Below are 22,370 nucleotides of genomic sequence, written 5' to 3'. Positions count from 1 at the left end.
GACGCCGATGATGGCCCCGAAGGACTTGCTGCTCGCGCTGGTCGTGATCCTGGCGTGGGGCGTGAACTTCGTCGTGATCAAGGTCGGCCTGCACGGCATGCCGCCGATGCTGCTCGGCGCGCTGCGCTTCACGCTCGCGGCGGTGCCCGCGGTGTTCTTCGTGCGCCGGCCGCAGATTCCGTGGCGGATGCTGATCCTGTACGGCGCGACGATCCAGCTCGGCCAGTTCGCGTTCCTGTTCACCGGCATGTACGTCGGCATGCCGGCCGGCCTCGCGTCGCTCGTGCTGCAGTCGCAGGCATTCTTCACGCTCGTGTTCGCGATGGTGTTTCTGGGCGAGCGGCTGCGCGTGCAGAACCTGATCGGGCTCGCGATCGCCGCGGGCGGGCTCGTGGTGATCGCGGCGCAGGGCGGCCGCGCGATGACGCTCGCGGGCTTCCTGCTGACCATCTGCTCGGCCGCGATGTGGGCGTTCGGCAATATCGTCACGAAGAAGGTCGGCAAGGCCAATCTGGTGTCGCTCGTCGTGTGGGCGAGCCTCGTGCCGCCCGTGCCGTTCTTCCTGCTGTCGCTCTGGTTCGAGGGGCCGCAGCGGATCGGTGCCGCGCTGGCCGGGCTCGACGGCGCGTCGATCTTCGCGGTCGTCTATCTCGCGTTCGTCGCGACGCTCGTCGGCTACGGCCTGTGGAGCCGCCTGATGTCGCGCTATCCGGCCGCGCAGGTCGCGCAGTTCTCGCTGCTGGTGCCGGTCGTCGGGCTGGCGTCGTCGGCGCTGCTGCTCGACGAGCATCTGACGGACGCGCAACTGATCGGCGCCGCGCTCGTGATGGGCGGGCTCGCGGTGAACGTGTTCGGCGGAAAGCTGGTGCGCCGCTTCGCGACGTCGTGACGCGCCGGCACGCAGCGCGTGCCGGCGGCGGGGAGGGGCGGCCGGTCAGGCCATCCGGTTCTTCGCGAGCGGCGGATTCGCGGCGAAGTAACGCTTGATGCCGCGGAAGATCGCGTCGGCCATCTCGTCGCGATAGCTGTCGTCGTTGAGCCGGCGTTCTTCGTCAGGGTTGCTGATGAACGCGGTCTCGACGAGGATCGATGGAATGTCGGGCGCCTTCAGCACCGCGAACCCGGCCTGCTCGACCGAGCCCTTGTGCAACTTGTTGATGCCGCCGACTTCCTTCAGCACGTAGTTGCCGTAGCGCAGCGAATCGCGGATCTGCGCGGTCGTCGACATGTCGAACAGCGCGCGGCTGACTGCCGCGTCCTGTGTCTTGATGTTGATGCCGCCGATCAGGTCGGACGAGTTCTCCTTGTTCGCGAGCCAGCGTGCCGCGGCGCTCGACGCGCCGTGATCGGACAGCGCAAACACCGACGAGCCGCGCGCGGACGGTGTCGTGAATGCATCGGCGTGGATCGACACGAACAGGTCGGCGCCGACGCGGCGCGCCTTCTGCACGCGCACGTTCAGCGGCACGAAGAAATCCGCGTCGCGCGTCATCATCGCGCGCATGTTCGGCGCGCCGTCGATCTTCGCGCGCAGCTTCTTCGCGATGTCGAGCGCGATGTGTTTTTCGTACGTGCCGCCGCCGCCGATCGCACCCGGATCCTCGCCGCCGTGGCCCGGATCGATCGCGACCGTCAGCAGGCGCACGGTGCCGCCCTTGCCCGATTTCGGCGCGGTGAACTTGTAGGTGTCGCCGTCGTCTTCGCTGTCGTCGCGGCGTGCGATGACGGGCGGCGGCTTGACGGCCGGCTTCGCGGGCGCCGAAGGTGTCGCGGCGGCCGGCGGCGTGCGCGGTGTGGTCGGCGTGTTCTGCGCGAAGCGCTGGAAGAATGCGTCGCTGTTGTCGCCCGCGGCGGGCGGCGGCGCGGCGGGGCCCGCGAGCGCGGTCGGCGGCTGCACCTGCTGCGCGCGCGCGCTGTCGTTGAGCGCCTGCTCCTTGCGCTCCGTCTGCGCGATCAGGTCGGTCAGCGGATCGGGCGCGACGGCCGGATACAGGTCGAACACGAGTCGGTACTTGTAGGTGCCGACCGGCGGCAGCGTGAACACCTGCGGCTTCACCGAGCCTTTCAGGTCGAACACCATCCGCACGACGTGCGGTTGATACTGGCCGACGCGCACCGACTGGATCTGCGGATCGTTCGGCGCGATCTTCGACACGAGGTCGCGCAGCGCCTGGTCGAGATCGAGTCCGTTCAGGTCGACGACGAGCCGGTCGGGACCCTGCAACAGCTGTTGGCTATTCTGCAGCGGCTGGTCGGATTCGATCGTGACGCGCGTGTAATCGCGCGCGGGCCACACGCGCACGCCGAGCACCGACGATGCGTGCGCGAGCCGCGGCGCGGCGAGACCGAGCACCAGCGTCGACGCGCCCGCGCACAGGATCTGACGGCGCCGCCAGTTGTGCGTCGCGGTGGCCGCCGATTCGATCGAGCGGAACGGTTTGATCAACATCTTTCGAGACATGCCTTTCCTGAAGCGCTGAACGCCCGGACGGTGAGGGCGCGGCCGTCGCCATCCACGTCGAGCGAGAAAACCAGATCGGGCACGCCGAGCAGGGTGCCCGCCTGTTGCGGCCATTCGACGAGGCAGATCGCGCTGGAATTGAAATATTCGCGAAAGCCGGCGTCGGACCATTCGGCCGGATCGTTGAATCGATACAGATCGAAGTGATAGACCTCAAGTTCCCCATCGTCGCGTGCGAACGCGTATGGTTCGACGAGCGTGTAGGTCGGGCTGCGCACGCGCCCCGGGTGGCCGAGGCCGCGCAGGATCGCGCGCACGAGGGTCGTTTTGCCCGCGCCGAGGTCGCCGATCAGCTGGATCTGCAACCCGTCGAACGCGTGTGCATGGGCGAGTTCGCTGCGTGCCGCGTCGAGCGCGTGCGCGAAGCGGGTGCCGAAGGCCTCGGTCGCCGCTTCGTCGGCGAGTGCGATCACGCGCTCCGCGAGCGGGACGGGCAGCGTGTCGGCATGAGGCGTATGGGGCGTGGCTGGCATTCTCGTAAAATAGTGCGATGAACCGATTACCGGAACTCGCCGCATCCGACAGACCTTCGACACGTGCCGAAGGCGCGGCGCCATGCGCGCTCGATGATGCGACGTTGACAGCGCTCGCCGCGCGCATCAGGGCGTGGGGGCGCGAATTGGGTTTCGGGGCGATCGGCATCAGCGATACCGATCTCTCGGATGCCGAAGCGGGCCTCGCCGCCTGGCTGGAAGCCGGGTACCACGGCGAAATGGATTATATGGCGAAACACGGGATGAAACGCGCGCGGCCGGCCGAACTTGTGGCCGGTACGCGACGCGTGATCTCGGCGCGACTCGCCTATCTGCCGGCCGAAACGCTCGCCGCCGACACCCCCGACGCGTCATCCGGCGCGCTCGTGCCGCACGACTGGCGCGCACGCGAGCGCGCGCGTCTCGACGATCCGCAGGCGGCCGTCGTGTCGATCTACGCGCGCGGCCGCGACTATCACAAGGTGCTGCGCAACCGGCTTCAGACGCTCGCGGAGCGCATCGAGCGCGAGATCGGCGCATTCGGCTACCGCGTGTTCACCGATTCGGCGCCGGTGCTCGAGGTCGAGCTCGCGCAGAAGGCCGGCGTCGGCTGGCGCGGCAAGCACACGTTGTTGCTGCAGCGCGACGCGGGTTCGCTGTTCTTCCTCGGCGAGATCTACGTCGACGTGCCGTTGCCGACCGACGCGCAAACCGCGCCCGACGTCGCGCCCGAGACGCCCGGCGCGCATTGCGGCAGTTGCACGCGCTGCATCGGCGCGTGCCCGACCGGCGCGATCGTCGAACCGTATCGCGTCGACGCGCGTCGTTGCATTTCCTACCTGACGATCGAACTGAAAGGCAGCATTCCGGAGCCGCTGCGGCCGATGATCGGCAACCGCGTATACGGCTGCGACGACTGCCAGCTCGTGTGCCCGTGGAACAAGTTCGCGCAGGCCGCGCCCGTCGCCGATTTCGACGTGCGGCACGGGCTCGACCGCGCGACGCTCGTCGAGCTGTTCGGCTGGGATGCCGACGCGTTCGACACGCGCATGCAGGGCAGCGCGATCCGGCGCATCGGATACGAAAGCTGGCTGCGCAATCTGGCGGTCGGCCTCGGCAATGCGTTGCGCGCACCGGCCGGCCGGCTCGCGCCCGATGCGCGCGACGCGATCGTCGCCGCGTTGCGTGCACGGGCCGACGATCCGTCGCCGGTCGTGCGCGAGCATGTCGAATGGGCGCTGCGTGCCGCATGAAGGCGGCGTAAAGTGTCGTCGGCGCGCGGGGGCGCCGCGCGTTTCACCGGTGAGGAGAAGCTCATGTTCAACGCAGTCATCGACGCACCGTTCGGCAAGGTCGGCATTCGCACCGATGCCGCGGTGGTGCGCGAGATCGTCTATCTGCCCGAGTCGGTCAAATCGGTCGATCCGGACTCGCCGCTCGCGCAGCGCGCGGTCGAGCAGATCGAACGTTATTTCGAGCGCGCGTCGGCGCGTTTCGACCTGCCGCTCGCCGACGTCGGCAGTGCTTTCCAGCATCGCGTGTGGAACGTGATCAGCGACATTCCGCCGGGCACGGTGCTGACCTACGGGCAAGTCGCGAAGCGGATCGGCAGCGCGCCGCGCGCGGTCGGCCAGGCGTGCGGCGCGAACTATTTCCCGCTCGTGATTCCGTGCCATCGCGTCGTGGCGGCAGGCGGCCTCGGCGGCTTCGCGAACCACGACGACAATGGCTATTACCAGAAAGTGAAGCGCTGGCTGCTGGCGCACGAAGGCGTGCCGTACTGATGAGTGAACCCTTGCTTTCCCCCGATTCCGACTCCGCGCCCGACGCCAATGGCGACGAGGCCGCGGCTTCGCCCGCGCTGCTCGCGAGCCGCGCGTCGATCGACGTGTTCTGCGACGCGCTGTGGCTCGAACACGGGCTCGCGCGCAACACGCTCGATGCGTACCGGCGCGATCTGATGCTGTTTTCGCACTGGCTGGCCGCGACGCACGACGCGTCGCTCGACTCGGTCGACGAAGCGATGGTGACCGGCTACATCGCCGCGCGCAGCGACGGCAAGGCGACGTCGTCGAACCGGCGGCTGTCGGTGTTCCGTCGCTATTACGGCTGGGCCGTACGCGAGCATCGCGCGAGCGCGGACCCGACGCTGCGGATCACGTCGGCGAAACAGGCCGCGCGGTTTCCGTCGACGCTGTCCGAGGCGCAGGTCGAAGCGCTGCTCGGCGCACCCGACATCGGCACGCCGCTCGGCCTGCGCGATCGCACGATGCTGGAGCTGATGTACGCGAGCGGGCTGCGCGTGAGCGAACTCGTCACGCTGAAGACCGTCGAGGTCGGGCTCAACGAGGGCGTCGTGCGGGTGATGGGCAAGGGCTCGAAGGAACGGCTCGTGCCGTTCGGCGAAGTCGCGCACGGCTGGATCGAGCGCTACCTGCGCGACGCGCGGCCCGCGCTGCTCGGCGCGCGCGCGGCCGACGCGCTGTTCGTGACCGGACGCGGCGACGGGATGACGCGCCAGCAGTTCTGGAACATCATCAAGCGCCACGCGCAGCAGGCCGACGTGCGCGCGCATCTGTCGCCGCATACGCTGCGGCACGCATTCGCGACGCATCTGCTGAACCACGGCGCCGACCTGCGCGTCGTGCAGTTGCTGCTCGGCCACAGCGACATCTCGACCACGCAGATCTACACGCACGTCGCGCGCGAGCGGCTGAAGACGCTGCACGCGCAGCACCACCCGCGCGGCTAGCGCGGCGCGCGTCGGCCACACGCGGGATGGGGCCCGCGCCCGCGCGTCACGCGAGTTCGCGCAGCTTGTGCTTCAGCACCTTGCCCGTCGATGCGGCGGGCAGCGCATCGAGCACGCGGATGCGCGCGGGGCGCTTGTAAGGCGCGAGCCGTTCCGCGCACCACGCCTGCAGCGCGGCCTCGGTCGCGGTCGCGCCCGGCACCAGTTCGACGAATGCGAGCACTTCCTCGTTGCCCTCGACCGCGCGGCCGACGACGGCCGCCTGCACGACGTCCGGGTGCGCGTTCAGCACCTGTTCGACTTCGACCGGATACACGTTGAAGCCCGAGCGGATGATCAGCTCCTTGCTGCGGCCCGCGATCGTCACCGAGCCGTCGGCTTCCTGGCGCGCGAGATCGCCGGTGCTCAGCCAGCCGTCGGGCGACACGGCCGCGCGCGTGGCCTCCGCGTTGCGGTAGTAGCCGAGCATCACGTTCGGCCCGCGCACGCGGATTTCACCCACTTCGCCCTGCGGCACGTCGGCGCCGTCCGGCGCGACGATCCGCATCTCGACACCCGGGATCGGCATGCCGACCGAGCAGTCGGCACGCGGCGCGTCGAGCGGCGTCTGCGTGATCGTCGGGCTGCTCTCGGTCATTCCGTAGCCGTTGTGCAGCGGCACGCCGTACACGCGCTCGACGCGCGCCTTCAGGTCGGCGTCGAGCGGCGAGCCGCCCGAATACGCGAAACGCAGCCGTGGCGCGCGCCACGCGTGCGCATGCGTGTGCAGGTGCTCGAGCAGCTTCGCGTGCATCGCGGGCACGCCCTGGAAGATCGTCACGCCTTCGTCGGCAAGCGCGACGCGCACGGCTTCCGGCGAGAAGCGCGGCGCGAGCCGCAGCGTCGCGCCCGCGTACAGGCTGCCGAGGCAGACCGACGCGAGCCCGTATACGTGCGACACGGGCAGCACCGTGTAGACGAGGTCGTCCGGCGACACGCGGCGCAGCGCGCTCGACGTCGCCGCGATGAACAGCAGGTTGCGGTGCGACAGCATCACGCCTTTCGGCGAACCCGTCGTGCCGGTCGTGTAGATCAGCGCCGCGCATTGCGCGGCGCCATCGGCCGCCACCGGTTCGTCGGGCGCGCTCGGGTCGATGCGGTACGACCACGCGCCGATGTCGACCGGCAGCGCGTCGGCCGGCGTCGCGTCGTGGCGCGCCGCGTGTGCGCGCGCATCGGGCGATGCCTCCGTCGCGAACGCGATCAGCTTCGGCCGCGCATGCGCGGCGATCGCGTCGAGTTCGCCGGCCGACAGCCGCGCGTTCGACACGAGCGCCCATGCGTCGACGCGCGCCGCTGCGAACAGCAGCACGATCTGCGCGATGCTGTTTTCCGCGACGATCATCACGCGATCGCCGCCGTGCACGCCGAGGCGCGCGAGCCGCTCGGCAGTCGCATCGACCGCGCGCGACAGCTCGCCGTACGACAGGCGGCGCGCGTCCTCGATCAGCGCCGGATGCGCGGGCGCTTGCGCGGCCCAGCGGGCGGGCACGTCGGCGATGCGCTCGGGCAAGGCGGCGAGCAGCGCCGGAACGTCGAGCAGCGCGGATGAACGGACAGGCGAGGACATGGCGTCTCCAGAAGAAGGGCCGGGCGGCGGCGCGGCAAGTTTTGCGAACGATCGTGCCATGACGGCGGGCGCGCCACAATCGGCCAATCGGGCAATAGCACTTCGCGATGTGCGCAATGATGATGGACGGGCGCACCGCGGCGACGGGTGCTCGCCCGGGACACCGGTGCAAAAGGGCCGCGAGTATACCGCCGGTGCGCGGCATGCCGCCCCGAACACGGGACGGTGCGATCGCGTGTCGACGCCCGCCCGCCGGTCGTTCGCCATTAAAATGGCGCCATGAGCAAATCCAGACACGTGTCCGAGACACCCGCGACCCAGCTGCTGCGCCGCCACGGCGCCGCCTTCGGCGAGCATCCGTACGATTACGTCGAGCACGGCGGCACCGGCGAGTCGGCGCGCCAGCTCGGCGTCGACGAACACAGCGTCGTGAAGACGCTCGTGATGGAGGACGAGCACGCGAAGCCGCTGATCGTGCTGATGCACGGCGACCGCACGGTGTCGACCAAGAACCTCGCGCGGCAGATCGGCGCGAAGCGCGTCGAGCCGTGCAAGCCCGACGTCGCGAACCGCCATTCCGGCTATCTGGTCGGCGGCACGTCGCCGTTCGGTACGCGCAAGACGATGCCCGTGTACGTCGAGTCGACCATCCTCGAATTGCCGACGATCTACCTGAACGGCGGCCGCCGCGGCTATCTCGTCAGCCTCGCGCCGACGGTGCTCACGACGCTGCTCGGCGCGACGCCCGTGCAGTGCGCGAGCGTCGACTGAGGGTTTCACCTTCGTGGCAGGCCGTGCTCGTTCGGTAGAATGAGCGCCGTTTCGGCCGGTCGGCCCGCACGGCCGGCCGCCACGGCCTGCCGGCGGTTCGCCGCAACCGGCCGGCATGCCGTGCCCGGCCGCCCCTTCACCGATACGTTGAAAGAAGAGTTCTCCGCATGCAGATCCTGCTCGCCGCACTTGTTGCCTACCTGATCGGTTCGGTGTCGTTCGCCGTCGTCGTCAGCGCCGCGATGGGCCTGGCCGATCCCCGTTCGTACGGGTCGAAGAATCCCGGCGCGACCAATGTGCTGCGCAGCGGCAACAAGAAGGCCGCGATCCTGACGCTCGTCGGCGATGCGTTCAAGGGCTGGCTCGCCGTCTGGCTCGGGCGGCACTTCGGGCTGTCCGACGTCGCCGTCGCGTGGGTTGCGATCGCCGTGTTCATCGGCCACCTGTATCCGGTGTTCTTCCGCTTCCAGGGCGGCAAGGGCGTCGCGACCGCGGCCGGCGTGCTGCTCGCCGTGCATCCGGTGCTCGGCCTGGCGACCGCGCTGACCTGGTTGATCGTCGCGTTCTTCTTCCGCTATTCGTCGCTCGCGGCGCTGGTGGCGGCCGTGTTCGCGCCGGTGTTCGACGTGTTCCTGTTCGGCACCGGCCACAACCCGGTCGCGTGGGCCGTGCTCGCGATGAGCGTGCTGCTCGTGTGGCGCCACCGCGGCAACATCTCGAAGCTGCTGGCGGGGCAGGAAAGCCGGATCGGCGACAAGAAGAAAGCAGCGTCCGACGGCGGCGCGCAGGACGGCGGGAAGGTCTGAGGAAGGGGATGACTGCTGCCGCCCGCCGGGGCGCCCTGCGTGCGGGGCCCGGCGGCGCGGCATGACCGGTCGACGGCGTCGATCAGTCGCGGAAGTTGTTGAAGTCGAGCGGGGTGTCGGTCACGTCCTTGCGCAGCATCGCGATCACGCTCTGCAGGTCGTCGCGCTTCGTGCCGGCCACGCGCACCGCGTCGCCCTGGATGCTCGCCTGCACCTTGATCTTGCTGTCTTTCACGAGCCTGACGATCTTCTTCGCGAGGTCGCCCGTCACGCCCTTCTTCACGGTGACGATCTGCTTGACCTTGTCGCCGCCGATCTTCTCGACCTTGCCGTAGTCGAGGAAGCGCACGTCGACGTTGCGCTTCGCGAGCTTGTTGATCAGCACGTCCTTGACCTGGCCGAGCTTGAAATCGTCGTCGGCGAACAGCGTCAGCTCGCGCTCCTTCTGCTCGACGCGCGCGTCGGAGCCCTTGAAGTCGAAGCGCGTCGAAATTTCCTTGTTCGACTGCTCGATGGCGTTCTTCACTTCGATCATGTTCGCTTCGGAAACGACGTCGAACGATGGCATGGCATTCTCCCTTGAGATGCGGGCGCCCGGCTCGCGCGCGGGCACTCGCTATAATTGCGGACTGTTTGCCATTTTACCGATGCCCCTCCGTTTGCCCAAGGCCGGCCATAAGGCCGCCCGGCGGACGTGACCGCGAATGCCGATGCCTCCTGACGATTCCGCCCTGTCGCTGCTCCCCGACCATCCGCTTGCCGCGCACAATACGTTCGGCATCGCCGCGAAGGCGCGCTTTGCCGCGCGCATCACGCAGGCGGCGCAGTTCGAGGCGCTGCACCGCGACCCGCGCGTCGCGTCGCTGCCGCAGCTCGTGCTCGGCGGCGGCAGCAACGTCGTGTTCACGCGCGATTTCGACGGCGTCGTGCTGCTCGACGAGATCGCCGGCCGCCGCGTCGTGCGCGAGGACGACGACGCATGGTACGTCGAGGCCGGCGGCGGCGAGATCTGGCACGCGTTCGTCGCGTGGACGCTCGAGCACGGGATGCCTGGCCTCGAGAACCTTGCGCTGATTCCGGGCACCGTCGGCGCCGCGCCGATCCAGAACATCGGCGCGTACGGCCTCGAGATGAAGACGTATTTCGACTCGCTGGTCGCCGTCGAGCTCGCGACGGGGCGCAGCGAGCACTTCGACGCCGCGCGCTGCGCGTTCGGCTATCGCGACAGCTTCTTCAAGCGGGAAGGGCGCGGCCGCTTCGCAATCGTGGCGGTGACGTTCCGGCTGCCCAAGCGCTGGACGCCGCGGCTCGGCTACGCCGATGTCACGCGCGAGCTCGACGCGCGCGGCATCGCGCCGGACGCGGCGACGCCGCGCGACGTGTTCGACGCGGTCGTCGCGATCCGCCGCGCGAAGCTGCCCGATCCGCTCGTGCTCGGCAACGCGGGCAGCTTCTTCAAGAATCCGGTGATCGACGCCGCGCAGTTCGACGCGCTGCGCGCGCGCGTGCCGGACGTGGTGTCGTATCCGCAGCCGGACGGGCACGTGAAGCTCGCGGCCGGCTGGCTGATCGACCGCTGCGGCTGGAAGGGGCGCGCGCTCGGCGCGGCGGCCGTGCACGACCGGCAGGCGCTCGTGCTGGTGAATCGCGGCGGCGCGACGGGCGCCGAGGTCCTGGCGCTGGCGCGCGCGATCCAGGACGACGTGCGTGAGCGGTTCGGCGTCGAGCTCGAACCCGAGCCGGTGTGCCTGTAACGCGGCGCTTCGTACCGCGCATTTCATTCGCTTTCGCCCCGTACAAACAAAAAGCGCCGATCGTCGATCGGCGCTTTTTTCGCATGCCGCCCGATGCCGGCGGCGCGCGGGTGCTGCGATCAGTGCTTGAGGCGGCCGAGCAGCAGGAACTCCATCAGCGCCTTCTGCACGTGCAGGCGGTTTTCCGCCTCGTCCCACACGACGCTCTGCGGGCCGTCGATCACGCCGGCCGTCACTTCCTCGCCGCGGTGCGCGGGCAGGCAGTGCATGAAGAGCGCGTCCGCGTTCGCGTGGCCCATCATTTCCTCGTCGACGCACCAGTCGGCAAATGCCTGCTTGCGCGCTTCGTTCTCGGCTTCGAAGCCCATGCTCGTCCACACGTCGGTCGTCACGAGATCGGCGCCCTTGCACGCTTCGTTCGGATCGTCGAACACCTCGTAGAACGGCGCGCTGTCCGGCGACACGAGCTTCATGTCGAGCGCGTAGCCCGGCGGCGTCGACAGGCGCAGCTTGAAGCCGAGGATCTGCGCGGCTTCGATCCACGTGTACAGCATGTTGTTCGCATCGCCGACCCAAGCGACCGTCTTGCCGGCGATCGGGCCTCGGTGCTCGTAGTACGTGAAGATGTCGGCGAGCACCTGGCACGGGTGGTATTCGTTGGTCAGGCCGTTGATCACCGGCACGCGGGAGTTTTCCGCGAAGCGCGTGATCACGTCCTGCTCGAACGTGCGGATCATGATGATGTCGACCATCCGCGAGATGACCTGCGCGGAATCCTCGACCGGCTCGCCGCGGCCGAGCTGCGTGTCGCGCGTGCTCATGAACACCGCGTGGCCGCCGAGCTGGAAGATGCCGGCTTCGAACGACAGGCGCGTGCGCGTCGAGCTCTTCTCGAAGATCATCGCGAGCGTGCGGTCGTGGAGCGGGTGATAGGTCTCGTAGTTCTTGAACTTGCGCTTCAGGATACCCGTGCGTTCGAGCACGTACTCGTAGTCTTCCAGCGAGAAATCCTTGAACTGCAGGTAGTGACGAATGGTTTTGGCGGTCATGAAACGAAATACGGCGGGTCTGGACCGGCAGCGGGGCCGGACGGCGCCGCCGGTCGGGTGTGGATAACTCAAAGCAGCATAAAGGATTTTCTGTGCTTTGACGAGCCGCGCCGAAAACCGGGGCGGGATCGTCGCGCGCACGGGAGGATGCCGGAAGAGGGGCCGCGAGACGACGCGCGATGTCGCGCTGCGGTATAATCAAAAAGTTTTCTCCAGCCCGGCAGGCAAGGCTCTTCGCGCTCTGCCGGACACAAGCCATGCGCTGCACAAATCCGGTGCGGCGCGCCGGCGGCACGCAGCGACGTCCTGTTTTCGGGATATCGGAGCGCATGTGTCGCCGTCCACTCCAGCTTTGTGTTCGCGTATCCAGGCGCCGTCGCCTGGACATCGCCGGGCCGTCACTTGGGTAACCACATGGCTGAAACCCCTCCGACCGAATTCTTCATCCAGGGCATCACGAAAGACGGGAAAAAGTTTCGCCCGAGCGACTGGTCGGAGCGTCTGGCCGGCGTGATGGCCTGTTTCGGGCCGGGTGCGAGCGGGCCGAACGCGCGCCTGAAATATTCGCTGTACGTGCGCCCGACGATGCTCGGCGATCTGAAGTGCGTGATCCTCGATTCCCGGCTGCGCGACATCGAGCCAATGGCGTTCGATTTCGTGCTGAACTTCGCGAAGGACAACAACCTCGTCGTCACCGAGGCGTGCGAATTGCCGGACTACAACGAGAAGAAGTGAGTTGGGCGGGCGAGGGGAGCATCCCGCGCCTGCATTTGATGGTCGCCCGGCGCGATGCGCAGGCGACGCACGACAAAAAGCCCGCCTAGGCGGGCTTTTTTGCGATCGCAGGAAACAGGAACGCCCGCGAGAGCGGGCGCACCGGATTTACGCTGCTGCCTGCAGACCCTTGACGGCTGCGGCGAGGCGGCTCTTGCTGCGAGCGGCCTTGTTCTTGTGAACGATCTTCTTGTCGGCGATCGTGTCGATCGTCTTCACGGCAGCCTTGAACAGCTCGGCAGCCTTTGCCTGGTCGCCGGCTTCAACAGCCTTGCGAACCGACTTGATCGCGGTACGGAATTTCGAGCGCAGCGCCGAGTTGTGCGAATTTGCCTTCGCGGCTTGGCGGGCGCGCTTGCGTGCTTGTGCGGAGTTAGCCATGACGGTTCCTTATCCTGTCCTGTTTCCAGAGCTTGGAGCCTGACGGCCAAGCGCTGCTTTTCGATCCGTCCCCTGAGAACGATTGCCCAGGGGCGCATAAAAAACGGTGATTTTAACCGAGGCCGAGACATGAAAACGACAGGCGCCGTGCATGTAACAGGCTCAGAAACCGGCGATTATAGCAACAAAATCAAGCGCGTGGCAAGGTCAACGTGACGTCGGCCGGACGGGGGCGCCGGCGACGTGGGCCCTTTTCGGCATCCGCCCGTGCCGGGACACGCAACGTCCGTATAATAAGCGCCCCATGAATCTATTCCGAGCCCTGCTGACGGTCAGCGGCTTCACGCTGCTGTCGCGCGTGACCGGACTGGCCCGCGAGACGCTGATCGCCCGTGCGTTCGGCGCCAGTCAATACACCGACGCGTTCTACGTCGCTTTCCGCATCCCGAACCTGCTGCGCCGCTTGTCCGCCGAAGGCGCGTTCTCGCAGGCGTTCGTGCCGATCCTGGCCGAGTTCAAGAACCAGCAGGGGCACGATGCGACCAAGGCGCTCGTCGACGCGATGTCGACCGTGCTCGCCTGGGCGCTCGCCGTACTGTCGGTCCTCGGGATCGCCGGCGCGTCGTGGGTCGTGTTCGCGGTCGCGTCCGGCCTGCATACCGACGGGCAGGCGTTCCCGCTCGCGGTCACGATGACGCGGATCATGTTCCCGTACATCGTGTTCATCTCGCTGACGACGCTCGCGTCCGGCGTGCTGAATACCTACAAGAGCTTCTCGCTGCCGGCGTTCGCGCCGGTGCTGCTCAACGTCGCGTTCATCGCCGCGGCCGTGTTCGTCGCGCCGCACCTGAAGGTGCCGGTCTACGCGCTCGCATGGGCCGTCATCGTCGGTGGCGTGCTGCAGTTCATCGTGCAGCTGCCGGGGCTGAAGAAGATCGACATGGTGCCGCTGATCGGCCTCAACCCGGTGCGCGCGCTGCGTCATCCCGGCGTGAAGCGCGTGCTCGCGAAGATGGTGCCCGCGACGTTCGCGGTGTCGGTCGCGCAACTGTCGCTGATCATCAACACCAACATCGCGTCGCGGCTCGGGCAGGGCGCCGTGTCGTGGATCAACTACGCCGACCGCCTGATGGAATTCCCGACCGCGCTGCTCGGGGTCGCGCTCGGCACGATCCTGTTGCCGAGCCTGTCGAAGGCGCACGTCGACGCCGATTCGCACGAGTATTCGGCACTGCTCGACTGGGGGCTGCGCGTCACGTTCCTGCTCGCGGCGCCGAGCGCGCTCGCGCTGTTCTTCTTCGCGACGCCGCTCACCGCGACGCTGTTCAACTACGGCAAGTTCGACGCGCATACGGTCACGATGGTCGCACGCGCACTCGCGACCTACGGGATCGGCCTCGTCGGCATCATCCTGATCAAGATTCTCGCGCCGGGCTTCTACGCGAAGCAGGACATCAAGACGCCCGTGAAGATCGCGATCGGCGTGCTGATCGTCACGCAGATCTCGAACTACGTGTTCGTGCCGCTGATCGGCCATGCGGGCCTCACGCTGAGCATCGGCGTCGGCGCATGCCTGAACTCGCTGCTGCTGTTCCTCGGGCTGCGCAAGCGCGGCATCTACCAGCCGTCGCCGGGCTGGCTGCGCTTCTTCATGCAACTGATCGGCGCGGCGCTCGTGCTCGCGGGCCTGATGCACTGGTGCGCGATCAGCTTCGACTGGACCGGCATGCGCGCGCAGCCGCTCGATCGCATCGCGCTGATGGCGGCGTGCCTGGTGCTGTTCGCTGCACTATATTTCGGTATGTTGTGGGTGATGGGCTTCAAATACGCTTACTTCAGAAGGCGCGCCAAGTGACGACCGCAATGACCCGCGTCCTCGACTACTTCAGCACGCTCGTGGCGGACGACGACAGTCTGCCCGTCACGGAAACCGCGCTGTCGCTCGCACAGGACGCGTATCCCGACCTCGACCTGCAGGGCACGCTGGCCGAAATCGACATGCTGGCCGCGCGGCTGCGCCGCCGGCTCGCCGACGATGCGGACCTGAAGGACCGCGTCGCCGCGCTGAACGAGTTCTTCTTCCGCGAACTCGGCTTCGCGTGCAATCACAACGATTACTACGACCCCGATAACAGCCACCTGAACGCGGTGCTGAAGCGGCGGCGCGGGATTCCGATCTCGCTGTCGGTGCTGTACCTGGAGCTCGCCGAGCAGATCGGCGTGCCGGCGCGCGGCGTGTCGTTTCCCGGCCACTTCCTGCTGCGCGTGACGCTGCCGGACGGCGACCTGATCATCGATCCGACCAACGGTCATTCGCTGTCCGAAGCCGAGATGGTCGAGATGCTCGAGCCGTACGTCGCGCGTGCGGCGGGCGCGGTCGACAGCGCATTGCGCGCGCTGCTGCAGCCGGCCACGAGCCGCGAGATCATCGCGCGGATGCTGCGCAACCTGAAGACGATCTACCTGCAGACGGAACGCTGGCAGCGGCTGCTTGCCGTGCAGCAGCGGCTCGTGATCCTGCTGCCGGAACAGCTCGACGAGGTGCGCGACCGCGGCTTCGCCTATGCGCGGCTCGACTATCTGCGCCCGGCGCTCGAGGATCTCGAGCAGTATCTCGGCGAGCGGCCCGATGCGGACGACGCGACCGTCGTCGAATCGCAGGTGACCGAGTTGCGGCAGCGGATGCAGCGCGACGACGAGGACTGAGCCGTCGCGGTAGCGCCGAAACGCCGAACGTGAAAACGCCCGCATCGCGGGCGTTTTTCATTTGCAATTGCGAGGCCCTTACTTCGGCTGCATCCGGATCGCGCCGTCGAGGCGGATCACTTCGCCGTTGAGCATCGGGTTTTCGACGATCTGGCGCACCAGCATCGCGTATTCGTCCGGTTTGCCGAGCCGCGGCGGGAACGGCACCATCGCGCCGAGCGCGTCCTGCACGTCCTTCGGCATGCCGAGCAGCATCGGCGTCTCGAACAGCCCGGGCGCGATCGTCATCACGCGGATGCCGCTGCGCGACAGGTCGCGTGCGATCGGCAACGTCATGCCCGCGACGCCGGCCTTCGACGCCGCGTACGCGGCCTGGCCGATCTGTCCGTCGTAGGCCGCGACCGACGCGGTGTTGACGATCACGCCGCGCTCGCCGCCGTCGTTCGGCGCGGTCGCCGCCATCGCAGCGGCCGAAAGCCGGATCATGTTGAAGGTGCCGACCAGGTTCACGTTGATCGTTTTCGCGAATACGTCGAGCGGATGCGCGCCGTCCTTGCCGACAGTTTTCGCGGCGGGCGCGATGCCCGCGCAGTTCACGAGGCCGCGCAGCGTGCCCGCGCGCGTCGCGGCGTCGACGGCCGCCTGCGCATCGGCCTCGCTCGACACGTCGCAGCGCACGAACAGGCCGCCCAGCTCGGTCGCGAGCGCCGTGCCGGCCGCCTCGTTCAGGTCGGCGAGCACGACCTTGCCGCCGGCCTGCGCGAGCATGCGGGCCGTTCCGGCGCCGAGGCCCGATGCGCCGCCCGTGATCAGAAAGACGTTGCCGCGAATCTCCATCACTGTCTCCTTGGTTTTGGGTCCGATGCCGGTCGATCGGAGGAAGGGCCGGTGCGCCGGTCCACACGGCGCACGCGTTCGATCGATTGTACGGGGCGCCGTTGCGCACCGGCCATTGCGGCACGGTCGTGCGAACCCAGGTCAGACGAAACGGCTGCAGCAGACGAAAAAAAGCCGCCCGGAAGGGCGGCTTGCGGTGCACGACGCTGTGCTTACTTCAGTGCGTCGAACGCACGCTCGCGGATTTCGTCGACGCTGCCGAGGCCCGAGATCTTGCGATACTGCGGGGCCTTCAGGCCGTTTTCCTCGCCGCGCTGCGCCCAGTCGCCGTAGTACTTGATGAGCGGCTTGGTCTGCGCTTCGTACACTTCGAGACGCTTCTTGACGGTTTCTTCCTTGTCGTCGTCGCGCTGGATCAGCGGTTCGCCCGTCACGTCGTCCACGCCCTCGACCTTCGGCGGATTGAACTTGACGTGGTACGTGCGGCCCGACGCCGGGTGCGTGCGGCGGCCGCTCATGCGCTCGACGATCTCCGAGAACGGGACGTCGATTTCGAGCACGTAATCGATCGCGACGCCGGCGTCCTTCATCGCGTCAGCCTGCGCGATCGTGCGCGGGAAGCCATCGAACAGATAGCCGTTCGCACAATCGGCTTCCTTCAGGCGCTCCTTCACGAGACCGATGATCAGGTCGTCCGTCACGAGCTTGCCTTCGTCCATGAAGCGCTTCGCCTCGATGCCGAGCGGCGTGCCGGCCTTGACGGCCGCGCGCAGCATGTCGCCCGTCGAGATTTGCGGGATGCCGAACTTTTCCTTGATGAAGTTTGCCTGGGTGCCCTTTCCCGCGCCGGGCGCGCCCAACAGGATCAAACGCATGGTGATATCTCCAGTATGTAGATTCGTATGGCGAGACGTAAAAGCGTCGGCGACAGCGTGCGCGGGGCTTGCCTTGCGCGCGGCGGACCGGTCTGATGCGGCGCGTCGGCGAAAAGCGACGCGCGGCTGCCGGGGCGGGCCGTGGCGGGGTCAAGCGAGGACGCGCGGGTCGCGGACGGCTCGCACAATCGCCTGATTATGCCACGGGTTATTTTGAACCCGGCCGAAAAAGGGCCTGCACGCGTGCGAGATCGGCCGGCGTGTCGATGCCGGCTTCGGGCGCATGCTCGGTGATCAGCACCGCGATGCGCTCGCCGTGCCACATCGCGCGCAGCTGTTCGAGCTGCTCGGCCTGCTCGATCGGCGCCTGTGCGAGCGACGGATAGGTGCGCAGAAAACGCGCGCGATACGCGTAGAGGCCGATGTGACGATGGACCGGAAAGGCCGGTGCCGGCATGGCCGCGACGTCGGGCCAGTGCGGCTGGTACGCATCGCGGCTCCACGGAATCGGCGCGCGCGAGAAGTACATCGCGACGTTGCGCGCGTCGAGCGCGACCTTCACGATGTTCGGGTTGAACACGTCGGCGGCGGCGTGGATCGGGTGCGCCGCGGTCGCGATCGCGCAGTCCGGATGCGCGGCGAGGTGCGACGCTACGTCGCGCACGAGCGCCGGGTCGATCAGCGGTTCGTCGCCCTGCACGTTGACGACGACGGTGTCGTCGCTCCACCCGAACGTCGCGGCGACTTCGGCGAGCCGGTCGGTGCCCGACGGATGGTCGGCGCGCGTCAGCACCGCTTCGAAACCGTGCTCGCGGGCCGCGTCGAGCACGCTCTGCGCGTCGGACGCGACGAGCACCTGCTGCGCGCCCGCTTCGCGCGCACGCTCGGCGACGCGGACGACCATCGGCTTGCCGCCGAGATCGGCGAGCGGCTTGTTCGGCAGACGCGTCGACGCGAGCCGGGCAGGAATGACGGCGATGAAGGGCTGCGGATGAGTCATCGGGGCTGGGCGGTGAGAAGAGCGGGGCGGGCGGCGCGTCGAAGGCGGGCCGCCCGGGGCAGGGGCCGGCACGCGGCCGCGGCGAACCGCGGCCAGGCGTCGGTGCGGCGCTGCGGCGTCAGCTGCCGGCCGGGCCGGCGGGGTCGACCGGCGTGCCTTCGACGGTCTGGCGTGCTTCGTCGACGAGCATCACGGGGATGCCGTCGCGGATCGGGTAGGCGAGCTTGTCCGCGTTGCAGATCAGCTCCTGCGCGGCGCGGTCATAGTGGAGCGGGCCTTTGCAGATAGGGCACACAAGGATTTCAAGCAGGCGAGCGTCCACGGAGTTTCTCCACAACGAGGGCAATGAGGCGAGGATCGAGCGCGGCTTCGACGGGGACGACCCACAGCCGAGCGTCGCGCCAGGAAGCGCCCAATTTTACTGCATCCTTCTCGGTGATCAGGATCGCATCGACCGCGTCGTCGACGAACGGATTGTCGGCGAACGCGTAGTGATCGGGCAGCGCGCGCGTCGCCGGTGCGAGGCCGGCCGCGCGCAGCGTCGCGAAGAAGCGTTCCGGCGCGCCGATGCCGGCCGCGGCGAGCACGCGCTCGTTCGCGAATTGAGACAGCGGGCGGCGCAGCGCCGGCTGGTCGAGGTGCCACGCGGCGCCCGGCGTGAGCGCGAGCGCATAGGTGTCGGGCCACGGCGGCAGCGCGCCGCTGTACGGATCGTTGACGAGCGTCGCGTCGCGGTGGCGCGACAGCGGCTCGCGCAGCGGCCCGGCCGGCAGCAGGAAGCCGTTGCCGCCGAGCCGGTGGTCGAACACGACGAGCTCGACCGTGCGGGCGAGGCGATAGTGCTGGAGGCCGTCGTCGCTGACGATCACGTCGACGTCCGGGTGCGCGGCGCGCAGCGCCTGCGCGGCCGCGACGCGGTCGGGGCATACCCACACCGGCGCGCCGGTGCGGCGCGCGATCAGCAGCGGCTCGTCGCCGGCCGCGCTCGCGCGCGATGCCGGCGTGACCGCGGTGGGGGCCTTCACGTTCGCGCCGTAGCCGCGCGACACGATGCCCGGCGTGAACCCGGCCGCGCGCAACGCGTCGACGAGCGCGATCACGGTCGGCGTCTTGCCGGTGCCGCCGACGGTCACGTTGCCGACCACGACGACGGGCACGCCGACGTCGACCGGTTGCTTCCAGCCCTGCGCGTAGGCCGTGCGGCGCAGCGCCGCGCACAGGCCGAACACGCACGCGAACGGCGTGAGCGCCCAGGCGAGGGCGCCGCGTCGCTGCCATTCGCGCGTGAGCCGTGCTTCGAGCCGCGCGAGCGGGCCGCCGGGCGCGCTCATCGGACCGGATGCGGCGCGTCGTGCACCGCGGCGTGGGACGGATTCATCAAGACGGATTCTCCGTTGGGCGGCGCGTGCCGCAAGGTCTTCGGAAGGCGGCACTCTAGCGCGCCGCACGCGGGCGCGGCAAGCGCGGCCGGGCGACGCATCCGATGGGGTCAGATCGGAGTGGGTTGTGGATAACTCTGTGAAAAACTCCCCGCCCATCCGCGTCAAACGCCCGCCGGATGGACTTCGAATCGGCGTCGAACAAAATTGTAAGGTTTAAAAATATATAAAAATCAACGCGTTACGCGGAATTGTCTGGTTTTTTTCGCGGTTTTCAAGCGTTTTTGGCGGACGATTGCCAGAGTGTGGACACCTTCCGTGTGTTGCAGTGCGCGCGGCCGGCGCTGGACGCCGCGCGCGTGTCGGACTATCGTGTCGCCGCCAGCATTCATCCGACCGCCCATGCTTTCCGACTCCCCTTTTTCCGCTCCCGGCGCCGCGCGTGGCGGCGACGAAGTGATTCCCGTTTCGGCGCTCAATCGCGCGATTTCGACGATGCTCGAGCGCTCGTTTCCGCTGCTGTGGATTTCGGGCGAAGTGTCGAATTTCACGCGTGCCGCGAGCGGCCACTGGTATTTCTCGATCAAGGACCAGCAGGCGCAGATGCGCTGCGTGATGTTCCGCGGTCGCGCGCAGTACGCGGAATTCACGCCGCGCGAAGGCGACCGGATCGAGGTGCGCGCGGTCGTCACGATGTACGAGCCGCGCGGCGAAGTGCAGCTCAACGTCGAGGCCGTGCGGCGCACGGGCCAAGGGCGCTTGTACGAGGCGTTCCTGCGGCTGAAGGCGCAGCTCGAGGCGGAAGGGCTGTTCGCAGCCGAGCGCAAGCGGCCGCTGCCGGCGCACCCGCGCGCGATCGGCATCGTCACGTCGCTGCAGGCCGCCGCGCTGCGCGACGTGCTGACCACGCTCGCGCGCCGCGCGCCGCACATTCCGGTGATCGTCTATCCGGCGCCCGTGCAGGGTGCCGGTTCCGCCGAAAAGCTCGTCGCGGCCGTGCAGACCGCGAATGCGCGGCGCGAGGTCGACGTGCTGCTCGTCTGTCGCGGAGGCGGGTCGATCGAGGATCTGTGGTCGTTCAACGACGAAGCGCTCGCACGAGCGATCGCGGCGAGCGAACTGCCGGTCGTCAGCGGCGTCGGCCACGAAACCGATTTCACGATCGCGGACTTCGCGGCCGACCTGCGCGCGCCGACGCCGACCGGCGCGGCCGAGCTCGCGAGTCCGCAGCGCGCGTTGCTGTTGCGCGAGGTTGCCGACCGTCAGCGCGCGCTTGCGCGCAGCCTGGAACGCGGGCTCGAGCAGCGTGCGCAGCAGCTCGACTGGCTCGCGCGCCGGCTGGTCAGCCCGGCCGAACGGCTGCAGCGGCAACGCACGCACGTCGAACAGCTGGCGGTGCGGCTCGCGTCGGCGGCGTCGCGGCCGGTGCGCGACGCGCGCGCGCGTTTCGCGCTCGCGCAATTGCGCTGGCAGCGCGCGCGGCCCGATCCGGCGCAGGCGCGTCAGGCGCTCGCCGGGCTGTCGCAACGTCTCGCGGTGGCGCTGCAGCGCCGTCACGAGCGCGATACCGCGCGCGTGTCGGCCTGCGCGGCGCGGCTCGAGGTGCTGAGCCCGCAGCGCACGCTCGAGCGCGGCTATGCGGCGCTGATCGACACGCAGACCGGTCGCGCGGTGCGCGCGCCGAGCGCGCTGAAGCCGCAGCGCCGACTCACCGTGCATCTTGCGGAAGGCTCGGCCGACGTGTCGCTCGCCGACGTGCAGCCGCGGCTGACCGACACGATGTGACGACGGCGGCGTAAGCGAAACGAAGGTCGCGCGCCCGGCGGTCCGGATATACCGGTCGCCGGACGCGGGAACGGATGCTGCGCATCGTCGTCTCGTCCTGCCGGATGAAGCGCCAGCGGCGATTTTCTGCATACCGCGGATAAATGCCCGTGAGTTTGCGGGGATATTCGGACTCGCCTACAATCGGACGCTCGGCAGCATTCAACACAGCCTCCCTACATACTCAACGAAGGAATCGCCATGGCTCATACGCTCCCGCCGCTCCCGTACGCTGAAGACGCACTCGCGCCGACCATCTCGAAAGAGACGATCGAGTACCACTACGGCAAGCATCACCAGGCATATGTGACGAACCTGAACAATCTGATCCCGGGCACGGAATTCGAAAACCTGTCGCTGGAAGAGATCGTGAAGAAGTCGTCGGGCGGCATCTTCAACAACGCCGCGCAAATCTGGAACCACACGTTCTTCTGGAACAGCCTGTCGCCGAACGGCGGCGGCGCACCGTCGGGCGCGCTGGGCGACGCGATCAACGCGAAGTGGGGTTCGTACGACGCATTCAAGGAAGCGTTCACGAAGGCCGCGGTCGGCACGTTCGGTTCGGGCTGGGCATGGCTCGTGAAGAAGGCCGACGGTTCGCTCGACATCGTGTCGACGAGCAACGCCGCCACGCCGCTGACGACGGCCGACAAGCCGCTGCTGACGATCGACGTGTGGGAACACGCGTACTACATCGACTATCGCAACGCACGTCCGAAGTTCGTCGAAGCGTTCTGGAACATCGTGAACTGGGACTTCGCAGCGAAGAACTTCGCGTAAGTCCGGGCATCCTGCGCGCCTCCGCGGCGCGCGGCACACCCCAAAAAAAGCCCTCGTCAAGAGGGCTTTTTTGCTTTCG

Annotated in this window: 23 protein-coding genes; 12 read left to right on the top strand and 11 right to left on the bottom strand. The window is 68.2% G+C overall.

Features of this window, described 5'->3' with window-relative positions:
• Positions 1–10: 10 nt before the first annotated feature.
• The gene (locus ACV22V_RS12015) at positions 11–889 is read left to right on the top strand and encodes an EamA family transporter (protein WP_179949149.1); all 879 of its coding nucleotides are present in this window, start codon (positions 11–13) and stop codon (positions 887–889) included.
• 45 nt (positions 890–934) lie between these two features.
• On the opposite strand, the gene ACV22V_RS12010 is transcribed toward ACV22V_RS12015, so the two are convergent.
• Together ACV22V_RS12010 and tsaE are read right to left on the bottom strand one after the other, a co-directional pair.
• A complete protein-coding gene (locus ACV22V_RS12010) occupies positions 935–2,461 on the bottom strand; it encodes an N-acetylmuramoyl-L-alanine amidase (RefSeq protein WP_448013978.1) in 1,527 nt (508 codons plus the stop codon).
• Complete coding sequence (gene tsaE / locus ACV22V_RS12005) at positions 2,443–2,994, bottom strand: tRNA (adenosine(37)-N6)-threonylcarbamoyltransferase complex ATPase subunit type 1 TsaE (RefSeq protein WP_059820312.1); 552 nt, start codon at positions 2,992–2,994, stop codon at positions 2,443–2,445. The genes ACV22V_RS12010 and tsaE overlap by 19 nt, the downstream gene beginning before the upstream one ends.
• Positions 2,995–3,011: 17 nt before the next feature.
• Here tsaE and queG point away from each other — a divergent pair, with 17 nt between their 5' ends.
• From queG to xerD, 3 genes are all read left to right on the top strand, one after another.
• On the top strand, positions 3,012–4,247 hold the full coding sequence (gene queG, locus ACV22V_RS12000; protein ID WP_448013976.1) for a tRNA epoxyqueuosine(34) reductase QueG: 1,236 nt from the start codon (positions 3,012–3,014) through the stop codon (positions 4,245–4,247).
• A 63-nt stretch (positions 4,248–4,310) separates the two neighbouring features.
• Positions 4,311–4,778 (top strand): methylated-DNA--[protein]-cysteine S-methyltransferase, encoded by a 468-nt coding sequence (locus ACV22V_RS11995; protein ID WP_059701962.1) that lies wholly within the window; start codon positions 4,311–4,313, stop codon positions 4,776–4,778.
• Positions 4,778–5,746: a site-specific tyrosine recombinase XerD gene (xerD, locus tag ACV22V_RS11990; RefSeq protein WP_059701822.1), complete on the top strand. Its 969-nt coding sequence runs from the start codon at positions 4,778–4,780 to the stop codon at positions 5,744–5,746. The genes ACV22V_RS11995 and xerD overlap by 1 nt, the downstream gene beginning before the upstream one ends.
• A gap of 46 nt (positions 5,747–5,792) precedes the next feature.
• Here xerD and ACV22V_RS11985 read toward each other — a convergent pair whose 3' ends face one another.
• On the bottom strand, positions 5,793–7,355 hold the full coding sequence (locus tag ACV22V_RS11985) for a class I adenylate-forming enzyme family protein (protein ID WP_448013974.1): 1,563 nt from the start codon (positions 7,353–7,355) through the stop codon (positions 5,793–5,795).
• Between the two features lie 279 nt (positions 7,356–7,634).
• Between ACV22V_RS11985 and ACV22V_RS11980 the strand changes: the two genes are divergently transcribed.
• Together ACV22V_RS11980 and plsY are read left to right on the top strand one after the other, a co-directional pair.
• Positions 7,635–8,126 (top strand): aminoacyl-tRNA deacylase, encoded by a 492-nt coding sequence (locus ACV22V_RS11980; protein ID WP_448013973.1) that lies wholly within the window; start codon positions 7,635–7,637, stop codon positions 8,124–8,126.
• Positions 8,127–8,293: 167 nt separating this feature from the next.
• Entirely contained in the window at positions 8,294–8,932 is a 639-nt protein-coding gene (plsY, locus tag ACV22V_RS11975; RefSeq protein WP_448013972.1) for a glycerol-3-phosphate 1-O-acyltransferase PlsY, read from the top strand.
• 82 nt (positions 8,933–9,014) lie between these two features.
• On the opposite strand, the gene ACV22V_RS11970 is transcribed toward plsY, so the two are convergent.
• Entirely contained in the window at positions 9,015–9,500 is a 486-nt protein-coding gene (locus ACV22V_RS11970) for a YajQ family cyclic di-GMP-binding protein (RefSeq protein WP_006762345.1), read from the bottom strand.
• A gap of 136 nt (positions 9,501–9,636) precedes the next feature.
• On the opposite strand from ACV22V_RS11970, the gene murB reads away from it, so the two are divergent.
• Positions 9,637–10,686: a UDP-N-acetylmuramate dehydrogenase gene (gene murB, locus ACV22V_RS11965; protein ID WP_448013971.1), complete on the top strand. Its 1,050-nt coding sequence runs from the start codon at positions 9,637–9,639 to the stop codon at positions 10,684–10,686.
• Between the two features lie 119 nt (positions 10,687–10,805).
• On the opposite strand, the gene argF is transcribed toward murB, so the two are convergent.
• Positions 10,806–11,735 (bottom strand): ornithine carbamoyltransferase, encoded by a 930-nt coding sequence (gene argF / locus ACV22V_RS11960; RefSeq protein WP_059511839.1) that lies wholly within the window; start codon positions 11,733–11,735, stop codon positions 10,806–10,808.
• A 414-nt stretch (positions 11,736–12,149) separates the two neighbouring features.
• On the opposite strand from argF, the gene ACV22V_RS11955 reads away from it, so the two are divergent.
• Complete coding sequence (locus tag ACV22V_RS11955; protein WP_006762342.1) at positions 12,150–12,470, top strand: DUF3579 domain-containing protein; 321 nt, start codon at positions 12,150–12,152, stop codon at positions 12,468–12,470.
• Between the two features lie 147 nt (positions 12,471–12,617).
• On the opposite strand, the gene rpsT is transcribed toward ACV22V_RS11955, so the two are convergent.
• On the bottom strand, positions 12,618–12,890 hold the full coding sequence (gene rpsT / locus ACV22V_RS11950; protein ID WP_006482211.1) for a 30S ribosomal protein S20: 273 nt from the start codon (positions 12,888–12,890) through the stop codon (positions 12,618–12,620).
• Positions 12,891–13,194: 304 nt separating this feature from the next.
• On the opposite strand from rpsT, the gene murJ reads away from it, so the two are divergent.
• Together murJ and ACV22V_RS11940 are read left to right on the top strand one after the other, a co-directional pair.
• On the top strand, positions 13,195–14,745 hold the full coding sequence (gene murJ, locus ACV22V_RS11945; protein ID WP_059527801.1) for a murein biosynthesis integral membrane protein MurJ: 1,551 nt from the start codon (positions 13,195–13,197) through the stop codon (positions 14,743–14,745).
• 8 nt (positions 14,746–14,753) lie between these two features.
• On the top strand, positions 14,754–15,596 hold the full coding sequence (locus tag ACV22V_RS11940; protein ID WP_059528320.1) for a SirB1 family protein: 843 nt from the start codon (positions 14,754–14,756) through the stop codon (positions 15,594–15,596).
• A gap of 78 nt (positions 15,597–15,674) precedes the next feature.
• On the opposite strand, the gene ACV22V_RS11935 is transcribed toward ACV22V_RS11940, so the two are convergent.
• From ACV22V_RS11935 to lpxK, 5 genes are all read right to left on the bottom strand, one after another.
• Positions 15,675–16,433 (bottom strand): SDR family NAD(P)-dependent oxidoreductase, encoded by a 759-nt coding sequence (locus ACV22V_RS11935; RefSeq protein WP_448013968.1) that lies wholly within the window; start codon positions 16,431–16,433, stop codon positions 15,675–15,677.
• A gap of 212 nt (positions 16,434–16,645) precedes the next feature.
• Positions 16,646–17,308: an adenylate kinase gene (gene adk, locus ACV22V_RS11930; protein ID WP_059690572.1), complete on the bottom strand. Its 663-nt coding sequence runs from the start codon at positions 17,306–17,308 to the stop codon at positions 16,646–16,648.
• Between the two features lie 208 nt (positions 17,309–17,516).
• A complete protein-coding gene (gene kdsB / locus ACV22V_RS11925) occupies positions 17,517–18,308 on the bottom strand; it encodes a 3-deoxy-manno-octulosonate cytidylyltransferase (protein WP_059527793.1) in 792 nt (263 codons plus the stop codon).
• 118 nt (positions 18,309–18,426) lie between these two features.
• Entirely contained in the window at positions 18,427–18,630 is a 204-nt protein-coding gene (locus tag ACV22V_RS11920) for a Trm112 family protein (RefSeq protein WP_006750935.1), read from the bottom strand.
• Positions 18,611–19,639, bottom strand: coding sequence for a tetraacyldisaccharide 4'-kinase (lpxK, locus tag ACV22V_RS11915; protein WP_059527790.1), 1,029 nt, complete (start codon positions 19,637–19,639; stop codon positions 18,611–18,613). The genes ACV22V_RS11920 and lpxK overlap by 20 nt, the downstream gene beginning before the upstream one ends.
• Positions 19,640–20,089: 450 nt before the next feature.
• Here lpxK and xseA point away from each other — a divergent pair, with 450 nt between their 5' ends.
• A complete protein-coding gene (xseA, locus tag ACV22V_RS11910) occupies positions 20,090–21,472 on the top strand; it encodes an exodeoxyribonuclease VII large subunit (RefSeq protein WP_448013966.1) in 1,383 nt (460 codons plus the stop codon).
• 240 nt (positions 21,473–21,712) lie between these two features.
• Positions 21,713–22,291 carry a superoxide dismutase [Fe] gene (gene sodB, locus ACV22V_RS11905; RefSeq protein ID WP_044848579.1) on the top strand — a complete coding sequence of 193 codons (579 nt, stop codon included), beginning with the start codon at positions 21,713–21,715 and terminating at the stop codon, positions 22,289–22,291.
• The last annotated feature ends 79 nt before the right edge of the window (positions 22,292–22,370 follow it).

The organism is Burkholderia sp. AW33-5, assembly GCF_053427615.1.
This window is presented reverse-complemented; position numbering and strand designations above follow the sequence as displayed.